Raw genomic sequence first — 15,634 nt, forward strand, 5'->3', positions numbered from 1 at the left:
GGGCGTCGCTGCGGCTTTTACAGGTCCAATGCCAACGCCTGCCATTGCTTATTTAACTCGTACCTTTCGTGCCGATGCGGGTATTGTTATTTCTGCCTCTCATAATCCTTTTTATGATAATGGTATTAAATTCTTCTCAACAGAAGGTAAAAAATTACCCGATGAAATTGAACTTGCTATTGAGGCCGAATTAGATAAACCACTAACCTGTGTAACATCAGAAAATTTAGGGCGGGCCAGCCGTATTAATGATGCTGCAGGACGCTATATTGAATTTTGTAAAGGAACCTTTGATCATGATTTAAGTCTTAGTGATTTAAAAATTGTTGTCGATTGTGCTAATGGTGCTACTTACCATATCGCTCCCAATGTATTACGTGAACTAGGCGCCACTGTTATTAAAATAGGCTGCGAACCCGATGGTATGAACATTAATCAAGATTGTGGAGCAACGAATATTGAGGCGTTAAAACAACGGGTTATTGCCGAAAAAGCGGATTTAGGGTTTGCACTTGATGGGGATGGCGATCGAATTATTATGGTCGATCATTTAGGTAATAAAGTCGACGGTGATCAGATTATCTATATTATTGCTAGAGAGGCCTTACGTCAGGGGCAATTAAAAGGCGGCGTTGTGGGTACCCTAATGAGTAATATGGGATTAGAAGTTGCCTTAAAACAGCTCGGTATCCCTTTTGCTCGAGCCAAAGTTGGGGATCGTTATGTGTTAGAAGCGTTGGTTGAAAAAGGTTGGAAACTCGGCGCGGAAAATTCAGGTCATGTTTTACTTTTAGATAAAACCTCCACTGGCGACGGTATTATTGCAGGTTTACAAGTCATTACCGCCATGGTCAGAAATAATATGTCATTAGCGGATTTATGTAGTGGAATGAAGTTATTCCCGCAAGTATTAATCAATGTACGTGTTGATCAAGGTGTCGATCCATTAAAGGATGCGAAGGTCAAACAACTTACCTTATCCGCAGAGCAACAGCTGGCCGATCGTGGACGTATTTTATTACGTAAATCAGGAACAGAGCCATTGATAAGAGTGATGGTCGAAGGTGAAAATATCGACGACGTAAATCAATTAGCCAAGCAAATTGCAGATGCGGTTAAACAAGTTAAATAAAAGGATGGGCAACATTTAGCCCATACGCCTGTAGGTCATTTTAATCTTGATGTTTTTCCCCCTAAACGATGGGGATCGTTAAAACAACAAGCGGTGACGGTGTGCCTATCGCTATGATTATTTAATACGTTAACCTAAAAAGGTAAAAAAACAACGATTTATACTATTAGATAAAATAAGCGCTTATCTTTATTTTGTTAAAAATTATAGTAAACGAAATCTAACCAGTTTTATCTAAAAAAACCGTTAAAATTTTTTTAAAAAACTGATTTTATTGAATAAAATATTAAATTATTTTATTGTACAAAAGTATAGATACGCAAAATCATCTTTAACAAATTTATCCTATTGTGCGAATGTTACATTCTTTCATTGACTAATGCGTGTCAAAAAGTTACAAATAGCAGGCTTAGTATTGTATTGGTTACCACTCGTATTTTAATATGAGTGAGTTTTTTATTCTTTCAATTGAGGGTAAGAGGTATTATGTCAGTCTCTTCTCCAGGTGAGTTAACAGCTCAAACATATATCAAACACCATTTAGAAAACCTTCAAATCGGTTCTGGATTTTGGTCTTTGAATATTGACTCATTATTCTTTTCCGTTTTTCTCGGTATTCTATTTTTAGGGATATTCCGCTATGTTGCTAAACATGCAACGAGTGGCGTACCTGGTAAAGTTCAGTGTTTTGTTGAAATTATCATCGATTTTGTTGATGGCAATGTACGTGAAATTTTTAACGGTAAAAGCCGTTTAATCGCGCCCCTTGCCTTGACGATTTTCGTTTGGGTATTTTTAATGAATCTAATGGATCTAATTCCAATTGATTTTCTACCTTACATTGCACAACAAATGAACATACCACATTTACGTGTTGTTCCTTCTGCTGATGTAAGTGTTACGATGTCGATGGCAATTGGGGTGTTTATTCTAATTATTTTCTATACCCTAAAATATAAAGGCGGCATAGGTTTTCTTAAAGAATATACATTACATCCATTTAATCACTGGGCATTTATTCCCGTTAACTTTGTGCTTGAAATAGTTACCCTATTATCCAAGCCAATCTCGTTAGGTCTACGTCTATTTGGTAATATGTACGCAGGCGAGTTAATCTTTATCCTTATCGCTGGTTTACTACCTTGGTGGTCACAGTGGATTCTTTCTTTACCATGGGCTATTTTCCATGTGTTAATTATTACATTACAGGCCTTTATCTTCATGATATTGACGATTGTCTATTTATCTATGGCTTCGGCTAAAGATGAAGACCACTAATTAATTTTTATTTTTTTATAATATTTATTTGGAGTTAATAATGGATAGTGTAAGCATGTTTTATTTAGCTGGCGCGATTATGATGGGTTTAGCTGCAGCTGGCGCGGCAATAGGTATTGGTATTTTAGGGGGCAAATTCTTAGAAGGTACAGCTCGTCAACCTGAATTAATGCCAATGTTACGTACGCAATTCTTTATCGTTATGGGACTCGTTGATGCGATACCTATGATTTGTGTGGGTATTGCACTATATATTATCTTTGTTCTCGCGTAGTGAGTTTACTTGGTGATGATCAATGCAATACGATTGCAATGATAAATAGAAGCAATAATTTAAGAGGAATTGTCACATGAATCTAAATGCAACAATCCTCGGCCAAGCCATCGCATTTATTCTATTTGTTTGGTTCTGTATGAAGTATGTCTGGCCGCCAATTACTGAGGCGATCGAAAAACGCCAGAAAGAGATTGCCGACGGGCTTGCTTCTGCTGAATCAGCTAAACAAGATTTGGAGTTAGCGAAAGCCAATACTTCTGAAATAATGCAACAAGCTAAGGCTGAGGCTAACGCTATTATCGATCAAGCGAACAAACGCAAAGCAGCAATACTTGAAGAAGCTAAACAAGAAGCCCTACAAGAAAAAGCAAGAATTGTTGCACAAGGACTGGCTGAACTTGAAGCCGAGCGTAAACGTGCGAGAGAAGAATTACGTAAACAGGTGGCAACGCTTGCTGTCACTGGTGCAGAAAAAATTATTCAACGTTCCGTCGATGAAGCCGCAAATAGCGACATTATTGATAAACTTGTAGCCGAATTATAGGGAGGACGGGGCTGATGTCAGAATTAATTACCGTTGCACGCCCCTATGCTAAGGCTGCTTTCGATTTTGCTGCGGAGCAACACGATATTGAGCATTGGCAGCAAATGCTCACTTTTGCTGCACAAGTCAGTTGTAATAATCAAATGGCAACTCAGCTAACAGCTGATATAAAACCTGATGCACTAGCACAGTTATTTATTTCAGTCTGTGGTGATGTACTCAATGAACCATGCCAAAATCTGATTAAGATCATGGCTGAGAATCACCGTCTTGCATTACTACCACAAGTAGTTGCGCTATTTAGCCGCTACAGTGCGCAGCGTAATGCTGTTGCTGAAGTTGACGTGATATCAGCAACTGAATTGACACCAGCGCAAAAAGATAAGATTGTCACCGCTGTCGAAAAACGTTTATCACGAAAAGTAGAACTGATTTGTCATATTGATAAATCAATTATTTCTGGTTTTATTATTCGTGCGGGTGATATGGTTATTGATAGTAGTATCAAGGGGCGTCTACAACAGTTAACTGACGCCTTACAGTCTTAAGGGGACTGATAATGCAGCTAAATTCAACTGAAATAAGTGAACTTATCAAAGAGCGAATTGCTAAGTTCAATGTTGTGAGCGAGGCTCACAGTGAAGGTACGATTATTTCCGTTAGTGACGGGATACTTCGTATTCATGGTTTAAATGACGTCATGCAAGGTGAGATGATCGCATTACCGGGCAACCGTTATGCGATGGCACTTAACTTAGAGCGTGACTCTGTTGGTGCGGTTGTCATGGGACCTTATGCTGATTTATCAGAAGGTCAAACGGTAACATGTACTGGACGCGTACTTGAAGTACCTGTTGGTGCTGGCTTATTAGGGCGCGTTGTTAATACGTTAGGTGAACCTATCGACGGGAAAGGCGCCCTTGTTCATGATGGCTTTTCACCAGTAGAAGTGGTAGCGCCTGGGGTTATTGATCGTCAGTCGGTTGATCAGCCCGTACAAACCGGTTATAAAGCGGTTGACTCGATGATTCCAATTGGACGAGGACAACGTGAGTTAATTATCGGTGACCGCCAAACAGGTAAAACGGCGATGGCAATTGATGCCATTATTAATCAGCGTCATTCAGGCATTAAATGCGTCTACGTGGCGATTGGTCAGAAAGCCTCTACGATTGCTAACGTAGTGAAAAAACTAGAGGATAATGGCGCATTAAGTAATACTATCGTCGTGGTAGCTTCGGCCTCTGAAGCAGCGGCATTACAATATTTAGCGCCTTATGCCGGTTGCGCAATGGGTGAATATTTCCGTGATCGCGGCGAAGATGCCCTAATTATTTACGATGATTTATCGAAACAGGCCGTCGCTTATCGCCAGATTTCCTTATTACTTCGTCGTCCACCTGGGCGTGAAGCTTATCCAGGCGATGTTTTCTATTTACATTCTCGTTTACTTGAACGTGCAGCGCGCGTCAACGCAGATTACGTAGAAGCCTATACCAAAGGGGTAGTGAAAGGCAAAACGGGTTCATTAACCGCATTGCCAATTATTGAGACACAAGCGGGTGATGTATCAGCATTCGTACCAACTAACGTTATTTCGATAACAGATGGACAAATCTTCCTTGAGACGAGTTTGTTCAACTCAGGTGTACGTCCTGCGGTTAACCCAGGTATATCGGTATCACGTGTGGGTGGTGCAGCGCAAACGAAGATAATGAAAAAATTATCTGGTGGGATCCGTACCGCGTTAGCCCAGTATCGTGAATTAGCTGCGTTTGCTCAATTTGCTTCGGATTTAGATGACGCAACGCGTAAGCAACTAAACCATGGTGAAAAAGTAACGGAACTGTTAAAGCAGAAACAATATGCACCGATGTCGGTTGCCGATCAATCTTTAGTGCTCTATGCTGCTGAACGCGGTTACTTAGAAAACGTAGAATTGCGTCATGTACTTGCTTTTGAAGCGGCACTACTAGATTACGCGCACCGCGAACACAGTGAGTTTTTACAGCAAATAAATAACACCGGCGATTATAACGAGCAGATTGAAAATCAATTGAAAGCTATTTTAGACACTTTCAAAGAGACACAATCTTGGGTGTAATCGGCGTTGATACGCTTATTTTTAAGGAGTAAGCAACAATGGCTAATGCTAAAGAGATAAGAAGCAAGATCGCCAGTGTACAAAGTACACAAAAGATCACAAAAGCGATGGAAATGGTCGCCACCTCTAAAATGCGTAAAACGCAGGATAGAATGATCGCCAGTCGTCCATACGCAGAAACGATTCGTAAAGTGATCGGGCATCTTGCATTAGCACATACTAATTTTAAGCATCCGTATCTTAAAGAACGGGCTATAAAACGCGTAGGCTATATCATTATCTCCACTGACCGCGGTTTATGTGGTGGGTTAAATATTAATCTATTTAAAACCACCCTTGCTGATATAAAGAATTGGAAAGATCAGAATATCGATTGCCAACTTGCGGTGATTGGTTCTCGTGGTGTCTCATTCTTTAATTCTATTGGTGCCGAAATAACGACACAAGTAACGGGAATGGATGATGAACCGACATTGTCGGATCTAATCGGTTCTATTACAACGATGTTAAACGCTTATGATGAAGGACATATTGATCGTCTATTTATCGTGAACAATAAGTTTATTAACACCATGTCACAAGTGCCACAAATTCAGCAATTACTACCGCTACCGCCGGCAGAGGACGAAGAGCTTAAAAATAAGTTCTGGGATTATATATATGAGCCTGATGAACTATCATTATTAGACGTCATGTTACGTCGATATATTGAATCGCAAGTTTATCAAGCCGTCGTTGAGAATCTGGCAAGTGAGCAAGCAGCCAGAATGGTTGCAATGAAAGCCGCGACTGATAATGGTGCAAACCTGATTAAAGATCTGCAAATTGTTTACAATAAAGCACGTCAGAGTGCGATTACCAATGAGCTAATTGATATTGTATCAGGTGCATCCGCAGTTTCAGGTTAAAAAGTTAACGTTAATGTGACTATCGTTATTGATCAATTCAATCAGATAGTTGCATTAAGGTCACTACGTAGAGGATTAAAAATGGCTACTGGAAAAATTATCCAGATTATCGGTGCAGTCGTCGATGTTGAATTCCCTCAGGATTCCGTACCTAAAGTTTATGACGCTTTAGAAGTGGAAACGGGTGCCGATAAATTAGTACTTGAAGTACAGCAACAGTTAGGTGGCGGTATTGTCCGTTGTATCGCAATGGGCGTAACCGATGGTTTACGCCGCAATCTAACCGTTATCAATACCAATCATCCAATTGAAGTACCTGTTGGTACTGCGACATTAGGTCGAATTATGAACGTATTGGGTGATCCTGTTGATAATGCAGGACCAATTGGTGAACAAGAACGTTGGGGAATCCATCGCACCGCACCAAGTTATGAAGAATTATCCAGCTCTACTGAACTTTTAGAAACGGGAATTAAAGTTATTGACTTAATGTGCCCATTTGCTAAAGGGGGTAAAGTGGGTTTATTTGGTGGTGCCGGTGTTGGTAAAACCGTTAATATGATGGAATTGATTCGTAACATTGCGATCGAACACTCAGGTTATTCCGTATTTACCGGTGTAGGTGAACGGACACGTGAAGGGAATGACTTCTACCATGAGATGAAAGAATCCAACGTATTGGATAAAGTATCGCTGGTTTATGGGCAAATGAATGAGCCACCTGGGAACCGTTTACGCGTCGCGTTAACAGGCTTAACCATGGCTGAAAAATTCCGTGACGAAGGTCGCGATGTCTTATTGTTTATCGATAATATTTATCGTTACACCCTTGCTGGGACTGAAGTATCTGCCCTATTAGGTCGTATGCCATCTGCGGTTGGTTATCAGCCAACATTGGCAGAAGAGATGGGGGTACTACAAGAACGTATTACCTCGACCAAAACTGGCTCTATCACCTCAATTCAAGCGGTCTATGTTCCTGCTGATGACTTAACCGACCCATCACCAGCGACCACCTTTGCTCACTTAGATGCAACCGTGGTATTAAGCCGACAAATTGCGTCATTAGGGATCTATCCAGCGGTTGACCCATTAGATTCAACCAGCCGTCAGCTTGATCCATTAGTTGTTGGACAAGAACATTACGACTGTGCACGAGGTGTCCAATCGATCTTACAGCGTTACCAAGAACTAAAAGATATCATTGCAATTCTTGGTATGGATGAACTATCCGAAGAAGATAAATTGGTGGTAGCGCGTGCACGTAAAATTCAACGCTTCTTATCACAACCATTCTTCGTTGCTGAAGTCTTTACCGGTAGTCCAGGTAAATACGTATCATTAAAAGACACCATTGCAGGCTTTAATGGTATTATGAATGGTGATTATGATCACCTACCAGAACAAGCTTTCTATATGGTTGGTTCAATTGAAGAAGCTGTTGAAAAAGCGAAAACGTTATAGTTGAATAACGCGGAGAGAGTATTATGGCACTAACTTCCTATCAACTTGAAGTTGTTAGTGCTGAATCTCACCTGTTTTCAGGTGTTGTTCAGCGAATCAGAATAACCGGTGTCGAAGGTGAATTAGGTATTTATCCTGGTCACTCACCATTATTGACGATGATAAAGCCGGGGATGGTGGGGATTGTCACCACCGACGGGAAAGAACAATTTATTTATCTTTCTGGTGGTATTTTGGAAGTACAACCAACCGCGGTAACTATCCTTGCTGATGTTGCTATTCGTGGCGAAGAGCTTGATGAAGCAAGAGCTCGTGAAGCCATGCGTAAAGCACAAGAACATATTAATAATCCTAGCGATGATGTCAGCTTTGCCGAAGCCTCTGCAAAATTATCCAAAGAGTTAGCAAAATTACGTGTTATTGATTTAACACGCGGCGTGCATCGATAATTTAGCAACCTTCGGGTAGTAAAAATAATACGACTATCTCGTCATAAGCATAAAAAATCCGTAATAGCTTAATGTTATTACGGATTTTTCTATTTTAGTCGTTCATATCTAGACGTTTTGTTTCCCAACGCCGTGAGTACCAACGCCAACCATTTACCAGTCCACGTACCCACTCATCACAAGCAAAGCCAATCCAAATACCCAGTAACCCCATTTGCATTTTCACACCCAAAAAATAGCCAATAGGAATAGCGATTCCCCACATAAAAAGTAACCCAATGTAAAATGGAAAACGGGCATCGCCAGTAGCGCGTAAGGCATTAACCATAATAATATTTAACGTTCTTCCTGGCTCTAAGAAAATAGATAGTACAAAGATAGGCAACAAAATCGTTAAGATACGCTGATCTTGCGTAAATAAGCCCAATAATTGATGGCGACACAGAAAGAAAACAATAACCACCATTGCCGTTACCGCAAAACTAATTAGTAAACTTTTGATAGTACGACGATACGCATCATCAAACCGTTTAGCACCCACTAAATGACCAACCATAATCTCATTTCCAATGCCTAATGCGATTGAAAATAACATCATAAAGTACGAAATCTGAAAATAAATAGAATGGGCAGCTAATGCCATTTCGCCCATAATACCAACAAAAGCGGTCATGACTAACGTCTGCCCAGACCAAGAAAGATTTTCACCTGCCGATGGTAAGCCAATTTTAAAAATATTCTTTAATAAATCTTTCTTCCAACGGAAAAACAGAGGCAATTCAATTTTAATTCTTAACCCAAATACAACCAGACAAATTAATAACCCAATACCAATAACCCGTCCAAATACCGTTGACCATGCGACCCCAACTAACCCTAAGGTTGGCATACCAAACAAGCCATATAATGCCAACATATTACCAAACACGGTGGCGACATTCATAACCAATGACACATACATTGTCCATTTTGAACGTCCGAAAACACGTAAACACGACGCTAAAATAATCCCCATCGCCTCAAAGATCAGACAAATACCTAAAATATGAAAATACTCATAACTAATCGCTAAAATATTTGTTGGTGTATTCATCCAAATAAGGACTTGGTAACCAAACAAATAAATAAACAGATAACAGATAATACTCAGTATCAAATTAAAGGCGACAGACAGATGAATAATATGTCTTGCTTTATCACGATTACCAGCGCCAAGATACTGTGCAATTACCACACTACAACCAATACCAATAAAATTAAAAATAGGAATAAAGATATCAAAAAATTGGTTACCTACCGTTGTTGCAGCAACCATAGACATAGACACATGACTGATCATAAACGTATTGATCATTAAGGTTGCCATATGCAAAAAGATATCAATAAAAATCGGCCAACTAAGCGAATATAACGATTGCTCAGTTACAGAATGGTGGTTTTTCATCTCAGTACCTAAAAAAATATATGATTAATATATATATAATACTCTTTTACTGCTTTCTCATCGCACTTATTAAACAGTAAATAATCTTTATCATTAACAAAATAAAAAACCGAATCAAATAACCTTGATCCGGTAATAATATGTGGATTAATTAGATATTAACGTGACGAATAAGATCCCTCTTGTTGCTTTCTTAAATTGTAATTAAAGAACGTTGACTATCGCTTCACAAAGCTGTGGCATATTATCCAACGTCATACCCGCTACATTAATACGCCCTGAGCCAACAATATAAATACCGTAGTCATTACGCAATGTTAACACCTGTTCTGGACTCAAACCACTAAAGGAAAACATCCCTTTCTGTTGGGTAATAAAGCTAAAATCTTTATCTGCCCCCTTTTCCTTTAAGGTTTTAACAAACAATTGACGCATACGATAGATACGATAACGCATATTAGTCAATTCCGCTAACCACTCATCCTTAAGCGCGTGATCACTAAGAATGGTTGTAACAATCGCTCCGCCATGCGTTGGCGGCGTTGAGTAATTGGCCCGAATGATCGATAACGTCTGACTAAAAGCCCGATCGGCGATATCGCTATCAGCAGCGACTAAATTAAATGCGCCCACGCGCTCATTATACAATCCAAAATTTTTGGAATAAGAGCTCGCAACGAGCATTTCTGGTACTTTTTCAGCAAAAATACGTAACCCTAACGCATCTTCATCTAGCCCTAAACCAAAGCCTTGATAAGCTAAATCAAAAACCGGTAGCCAGCCTTTTTCCAACGCTAAATTTGCCAATGTTTGCCATTGCTCAGCGGTCGGATCAATGCCGGTTGGGTTATGACAACAGCCATGGAACAATACCGCATCCGTCGCTGCAACATTTTCTAAGCAGGCTAGCATCGCCTCAAAATCAAAAGTATGCGTTTGCGTATCATAATAAGGATACTGACACACTTCAAGCCCCGCAGCATTAAATATACTATGATGATTTGGCCAACTTGGATCACTAACCCAAATACGCTTAACCTCATGAGTACGCGCTAACACATCAGCACAAATGCGTAAAGCCCCCGTACCACCAGGTGTATGTGCGGTTCGCACCCGATTACTTTTAATTAATGGACTATTATCACCAAAAATCAATGCTTGGGTTACCTGACTAAACTGCGGTGCCCCAGCAATCCCCAAATAATTCTTGGATTGCTCATTATCTAATAAATATCGCTCTGCTTTTTTTACACAATTTAATATTGGGGTCTCCCCCTTTTTATCTTTATAAACACCAATACCTAAATTTATTTTATTACTACGTTGATCTCGAATAAATAGTGAGGCTAATCCCAAAATCGGATCAGCCGGCGCAGCACTGAATTTCTCAAACATAGATCACCCTATTATAATAATGAGTAAAATGGCTTTAATGATTGTTTTATTGCACGCAGGATTAAAATGATCAATATCTAATCGCCATATAAAAACAGCACATTGAGTTTAACGCAGAATAAAGCAAACAACAAACAAATAACTTCACCCACGGTGATCTTTCATGGCGCCTACTCACTTAGGCTTAACCAACGCTCAACCTAACGATTATTTAGATAATAATTGGGTTAAGCTGTGTTAAAAATTGGGTTAAATGGTCGGATAAAACTTGATATTCTCCCGTAATCAAATCATCCAACATTACAGCTCCCGTCACATTATTTACCGTAATGATACGGCTATCATCTTGGGTTGTCGCAATAAATAGTGAAGGTTGCCGTTTTAATTTTTTCAACATCTGTAAATGGGCAATTTGATTTTGTTCTAAACGATAAAAATCATCTTGATTCCAAGCTTGAATTAAACACAACGTTATAGCCTGAAACGTAGTCCACATATCACCGGCATACTGCATACCAAACAACGCCTGAATTTCTGGTCGAATAGTGATACCAACCAATTGCTCAACCCGCTGTAAATCATTAACAGGAGTGGTCGCAACGGGCTGCCAATAAACCTCAGTCGACGTTGAACTGATTGCACATGGAGAAGGTATATCAACATAAGCACTACTCTTAGGATAGGTGCCCTGCTGCTGTTGCCATAAATCGATATAACGCCGATTAACATCGCTTAATGCGGAAAAGAGATTATTCATAATTAGATTTAGCTTGTATAAATTTTTATTAGTTGCATTATATGCTAACCAACAATTGACATTCCAACTAAAAAAGGAGCTTGTTGTGATCATCCGAATTAATCCATTAGATTCAATGGATATGTTATCTCAGATTGAAGTCGACAGCTTAAAACGTTCAGCCAACAGTGAACTTTATCAACTATTCCGCAATTGTTCGCTCGCAACGCTCAACGCAGGAAGTAAAACCGATGACAGTCGTCAACTATTAGCCCAATATCATGATTTTGATATTAATATTCTCAGCCGCGAACGTGGTGTCAAACTAGAACTGATTAACCCGCCTGAAACCGCTTTTGTTGATGGACAATTAATTACCTCGATCCAAGCCAATCTATTTGCTGTTTTGCGCGATATCCTATTTGTAAATACCCAAATTGCTATCGTTAAAGGCATTACCGCCTTTAACCAAGATCAACCCAAAAATATTACAAACTTAATCTTTTCGATTCTACGCAATGCCAATGCTTTACACGTTGGGGAAGAGCCTAACCTTATTGTTTGTTGGGGCGGTCATTCTATTAATGAACACGAATACGCTTACGCTAAACAAGTTGGCATGCAATTGGGGTTACGTAAACTCAATATCTGTACTGGCTGTGGACCGGGGATTATGGAAGCACCCATGAAAGGAGCAGCCATAGGTCATGCTCATCAACGCTATAAAGCCAGTCGTTTCATTGGTATGACCGAACCCATGATTATCGCTGCCGAACCGCCCAATGCGCTCGTCAATGAATTGATTATTATGCCCGATATCGAAAAACGGTTAGAAAGTTTTGTTAGAATAGCACACGCCATTATTATCTTCCCTGGTGGACCCGGAACCGCCGAAGAGCTGCTCTATATTCTCGGTATTCTACTCAATCCTCAAAATAGCCAACAAGTATTGCCGTTGATCTTAACCGGTCCAGAAGAAAGTCGCGATTACTTTACTGCATTAGACAACTTTATTCGCCACACCTTAGGCGAAAAAGCCTGCGAACTTTATCAAATTGTTATTGGTGATCCACAGCGAGTCGCACAGATTGCCTCACAAGGCGTCAATGCGGTAAAAACCAGCCGCTTAGCCTCCAGTGATTCTTATGTATTCAACTGGTTATTAAAAATTGAAGAAGCCTTCCAACACCCATTTAACCCAACCCATGAAAATATGGCGAGTCTTAACCTACATAAAGACCAACCCAAAGAATCACTCGCAGCGGCATTACGCCAAGCGTTCTCTGGCATTGTCGCTGGTAATGTAAAACAAGCGGGTATTGATGCCATTGAAAAATATGGTCCTTACCAATTACATGGCGACCCAGCATTGATGAAACAGCTTGATAAATTACTTTACGCCTTTATAAAACAAGATCGTATGAAATTACCCGGCGGTAGCCGCTATCGGCCTTGTTATGAACTAATATTTTAATTTTCAATTATTTTGCAAACGAGTAACTGAGACTATCTAACGATAGCTCAGTGCTACTCTCACAACCACAAGCCCAAATCGCCCCAAATATCCACCACCACCATAGATGATAACAATCCATATAATAGCTTGAGAAACCATTATCATCATCATATACTGAAAAAAGTATTTACAGGAAATAAACCAATTAAAAACACATTAAAGGAGTAACGTTATGGCTTACACACTTCCACCGCTACCTTATGCTTACGATGCGTTAGAACCTTATATTGATAAAGAAACTATGCATTTTCATCATGATAAGCATCACCAAACTTACGTCAACAATGCCAATGCGGCAGTGGAATATTTACCAACCGAATTACAAACCTTATCGGCACAAGAATTATTAGCTAACTTAGATAAAGTGCCAGCCGATAAACTAACCGCAGTTAAAAACAACGTAGGTGGTCATGTAAACCATACCTTCTTCTGGGACTTATTAAAAGTAGGCACCGAACTAAAAGGTGAATTAAAAGACGCGATTATCCGTGATTTTGGTTCGGTTGAAACATTTAAAGAAGAATTCTCAAAAGCCGCCGCAAGTCGTTTTGGTTCGGGTTGGGCATGGTTGATCGTCAAAGATGGCAAATTATCGATCGTTTCTACAGCGAACCAAGACACCCCAATTATGGGAGAAAAATTTGCTGGGGTATCTGGTGCACCGTTATTAACCCTTGATGTATGGGAACATGCTTACTATTTAAAATACCAAAACCGTCGTGTGGATTACATCGGTGCATTTTGGAATGTCGTCAATTGGGACAAAGTTGCTGAACTATACGCAGCGGCAAAATAAAATTAATTTATATCTTTTATTTACCAAAAAATTTTCCTGAAACAGCCCAACAATGCTGTTTCAGGCTTTTTCAGTTATACCCCTCTAAACTAGTTACTCATTATCATTATTTAGCAAACATGAGTATAAACCCGACACACGATTAAAAACAGCGCAGAAATTACCACAAAAATTAACGCTATTAATAACCTATTATTTCTGAATCTGCTAATCCATTTATCCCTATAATTTGTCTAGATTTAACTTTGCGTATTATTCTCTGACTTAAATCTTAATTCAGAATCAACTTCTAACCGTTCTATCTATTTTTGACGTTAATAGCCGCGCAATCTTTAAAAATAAATAGATATCGTACAAAATTTATTTCAAATAAATTCAGATAGTTATCTTTCCAGAATACCGTTACACCCTCTTCTCATACCGATAAAGACAAATTGGAAAGCATGCAATATTTATTGTCAAATAACATTAACAAAAACAAAAAATTTTCAAAAAATTTGCGATATCCAGAAAAAACAAGTATGTTACTAATTCTTACTTGGTTATCTTTATCAATTATTGAAAAAAATAACAAAAAAATTATAAGAATCGGGGATAAAACATGGATAAACTGGTACAGTTAATTAGTGGAATGAGTCATGCTGCACTTAATCACTATACGCTTTCCATTGACGGTATTAAACACCTTTCAGAACTATCAGTGTTAAGCCTTAAAGCACAAGAAACCCTAAATAAAGTTTGGCGTTATGAAATTATTTTCACCTCCAGTGACAGACAGATAGCCGCTGATGCCATTCTCACTCAAAAAGCCAGCTTTACTTTTCAGCCACAACAACCCCATCTTTTATCCACGCAACTCAGCGCCTTAACTCAGCCTACTATCCCCCGCACGTTGCATGGAGTGATAACTGAATTTAGCCAGCTATCGGTCAATAAACAACAAGCCCAATATAAAGTAATACTAGAGCCCCGTTTAGCCTTATTAGGACTCCATTACTATAGTGCGATTTACCAACATCAAAGTGTGATTGAAGTGGTGGAGCAGATATTACGTAAACACGGCTTTACCGGCATTGACTACCGCTTAGAATTACGTGACACCTACCCAATGCGTGAATTTATCACCCAATGGCAAGAGAGCGACCTCGAATTTATCCAACGTATTTTAGCTGATATCGGGGTCTGGTTCTGTTTTGAAACCGACAGCAAACATGGCTGTGAGGTAATGGTGATAAGTGATAGCGAACAAGGTTATCACCATTACGGCACGATAGTTTATCAACAACCCAGCGGCACCGTTGACAGTCATATCGAAAGTATCTGGGATTTACAACAGCACAGTAAAACCGTTCCACAATCAGTGCGGGTACAGGACTATAACTACCGTGAAGCAGGCAATGATATGCTAGCTGAGGTCAACAGTCAGCCCGATGACAACACCACCCACGGCACCCAATACCTCTATGACCAGCACTATAAGCAGAAAGGCGATAAACAAACGGTAGAAACCGGGGCATGGTATGCACAAATCCGCCATCAGCAATATATCAGTGAACAAATCCTAATCACCGGTAAAAGCAACCAGTTCCAC

15 protein-coding genes are annotated in these 15,634 nt (G+C 39.6%); 12 read left to right on the forward strand and 3 right to left on the reverse strand.

What is annotated here, in order from left to right:
• From glmM to O970_RS00575, 9 genes are all read left to right on the forward strand, one after another.
• Nucleotides 1–1,132 (forward strand): phosphoglucosamine mutase (gene glmM / locus O970_RS00535; protein WP_024495246.1); only part of this gene is annotated, 1,132 nt, incomplete at its 5' end.
• Nucleotides 1,133–1,618: 486 nt separating this feature from the next.
• Nucleotides 1,619–2,410 (forward strand): F0F1 ATP synthase subunit A, encoded by a 792-nt coding sequence (gene atpB / locus O970_RS00540; RefSeq protein ID WP_024495247.1) that lies wholly within the window; start codon nt 1,619–1,621, stop codon nt 2,408–2,410.
• A 40-nt stretch (nt 2,411–2,450) separates the two neighbouring features.
• A complete protein-coding gene (atpE, locus tag O970_RS00545) occupies nt 2,451–2,684 on the forward strand; it encodes a F0F1 ATP synthase subunit C (RefSeq protein ID WP_024495248.1) in 234 nt (77 codons plus the stop codon).
• 76 nt (nt 2,685–2,760) lie between these two features.
• Entirely contained in the window at nt 2,761–3,231 is a 471-nt protein-coding gene (atpF, locus tag O970_RS00550) for a F0F1 ATP synthase subunit B (protein ID WP_024495249.1), read from the forward strand.
• A gap of 14 nt (nt 3,232–3,245) precedes the next feature.
• Nucleotides 3,246–3,779, forward strand: a complete 534-nt coding sequence (gene atpH / locus O970_RS00555; protein WP_024495250.1) for a F0F1 ATP synthase subunit delta — start codon at nt 3,246–3,248, stop codon at nt 3,777–3,779.
• A gap of 11 nt (nt 3,780–3,790) precedes the next feature.
• Complete coding sequence (gene atpA, locus O970_RS00560; protein ID WP_024495251.1) at nt 3,791–5,335, forward strand: F0F1 ATP synthase subunit alpha; 1,545 nt, start codon at nt 3,791–3,793, stop codon at nt 5,333–5,335.
• A gap of 38 nt (nt 5,336–5,373) precedes the next feature.
• Nucleotides 5,374–6,243 (forward strand): F0F1 ATP synthase subunit gamma, encoded by an 870-nt coding sequence (gene atpG, locus O970_RS00565; protein WP_024495252.1) that lies wholly within the window; start codon nt 5,374–5,376, stop codon nt 6,241–6,243.
• 81 nt (nt 6,244–6,324) lie between these two features.
• Complete coding sequence (gene atpD / locus O970_RS00570) at nt 6,325–7,707, forward strand: F0F1 ATP synthase subunit beta (RefSeq protein ID WP_024495253.1); 1,383 nt, start codon at nt 6,325–6,327, stop codon at nt 7,705–7,707.
• A gap of 23 nt (nt 7,708–7,730) precedes the next feature.
• Entirely contained in the window at nt 7,731–8,156 is a 426-nt protein-coding gene (locus tag O970_RS00575; RefSeq protein WP_024495254.1) for a F0F1 ATP synthase subunit epsilon, read from the forward strand.
• Nucleotides 8,157–8,250: 94 nt separating this feature from the next.
• Here the strand turns inward: O970_RS00575 and O970_RS00580 are convergent, their stop codons facing one another.
• The 3 genes from O970_RS00580 to syd form a co-directional block, all read right to left on the reverse strand.
• On the reverse strand, nt 8,251–9,600 hold the full coding sequence (locus tag O970_RS00580) for an MATE family efflux transporter (protein ID WP_024495255.1): 1,350 nt from the start codon (nt 9,598–9,600) through the stop codon (nt 8,251–8,253).
• A gap of 204 nt (nt 9,601–9,804) precedes the next feature.
• On the reverse strand, nt 9,805–10,995 hold the full coding sequence (locus O970_RS00585) for an amino acid aminotransferase (RefSeq protein ID WP_024495256.1): 1,191 nt from the start codon (nt 10,993–10,995) through the stop codon (nt 9,805–9,807).
• Between the two features lie 211 nt (nt 10,996–11,206).
• Complete coding sequence (gene syd, locus O970_RS00590; RefSeq protein ID WP_036562101.1) at nt 11,207–11,752, reverse strand: SecY-interacting protein; 546 nt, start codon at nt 11,750–11,752, stop codon at nt 11,207–11,209.
• Nucleotides 11,753–11,837: 85 nt separating this feature from the next.
• Here syd and ppnN point away from each other — a divergent pair, with 85 nt between their 5' ends.
• The 3 genes from ppnN to O970_RS00605 form a co-directional block, all read left to right on the forward strand.
• Nucleotides 11,838–13,205, forward strand: coding sequence for a nucleotide 5'-monophosphate nucleosidase PpnN (gene ppnN / locus O970_RS00595; RefSeq protein ID WP_024495258.1), 1,368 nt, complete (start codon nt 11,838–11,840; stop codon nt 13,203–13,205).
• A 214-nt stretch (nt 13,206–13,419) separates the two neighbouring features.
• Nucleotides 13,420–14,043, forward strand: a complete 624-nt coding sequence (locus O970_RS00600) for a Fe-Mn family superoxide dismutase (RefSeq protein WP_024495259.1) — start codon at nt 13,420–13,422, stop codon at nt 14,041–14,043.
• A gap of 601 nt (nt 14,044–14,644) precedes the next feature.
• Nucleotides 14,645–15,634 (forward strand): type VI secretion system Vgr family protein (locus tag O970_RS00605; RefSeq protein ID WP_024495260.1); only part of this gene is annotated, 990 nt, incomplete at its 3' end.

Origin of the sequence: Candidatus Schmidhempelia bombi str. Bimp, assembly GCF_000471645.3 — a bacterium.
GTDB lineage: Bacteria > Pseudomonadota > Gammaproteobacteria > Enterobacterales > Orbaceae > Utexia > Utexia bombi.

Coding starts and splice junctions, on each gene's coding strand:
- atpB (WP_024495247.1), top strand. CDS start 1,619: ATGTCAGTCTCTTCTCCAGGTGAGTTAACAGCTCAAACATATATCAAA.
- atpE (WP_024495248.1), top strand. CDS start 2,451: ATGGATAGTGTAAGCATGTTTTATTTAGCTGGCGCGATTATGATGGGT.
- atpF (WP_024495249.1), top strand. CDS start 2,761: ATGAATCTAAATGCAACAATCCTCGGCCAAGCCATCGCATTTATTCTA.
- atpH (WP_024495250.1), top strand. CDS start 3,246: ATGTCAGAATTAATTACCGTTGCACGCCCCTATGCTAAGGCTGCTTTC.
- atpA (WP_024495251.1), top strand. CDS start 3,791: ATGCAGCTAAATTCAACTGAAATAAGTGAACTTATCAAAGAGCGAATT.
- atpG (WP_024495252.1), top strand. CDS start 5,374: ATGGCTAATGCTAAAGAGATAAGAAGCAAGATCGCCAGTGTACAAAGT.
- atpD (WP_024495253.1), top strand. CDS start 6,325: ATGGCTACTGGAAAAATTATCCAGATTATCGGTGCAGTCGTCGATGTT.
- O970_RS00575 (WP_024495254.1), top strand. CDS start 7,731: ATGGCACTAACTTCCTATCAACTTGAAGTTGTTAGTGCTGAATCTCAC.
- O970_RS00580 (WP_024495255.1), bottom strand. CDS start 9,600: ATGAAAAACCACCATTCTGTAACTGAGCAATCGTTATATTCGCTTAGT.
- O970_RS00585 (WP_024495256.1), bottom strand. CDS start 10,995: ATGTTTGAGAAATTCAGTGCTGCGCCGGCTGATCCGATTTTGGGATTA.
- syd (WP_036562101.1), bottom strand. CDS start 11,752: ATGAATAATCTCTTTTCCGCATTAAGCGATGTTAATCGGCGTTATATC.
- O970_RS00600 (WP_024495259.1), top strand. CDS start 13,420: ATGGCTTACACACTTCCACCGCTACCTTATGCTTACGATGCGTTAGAA.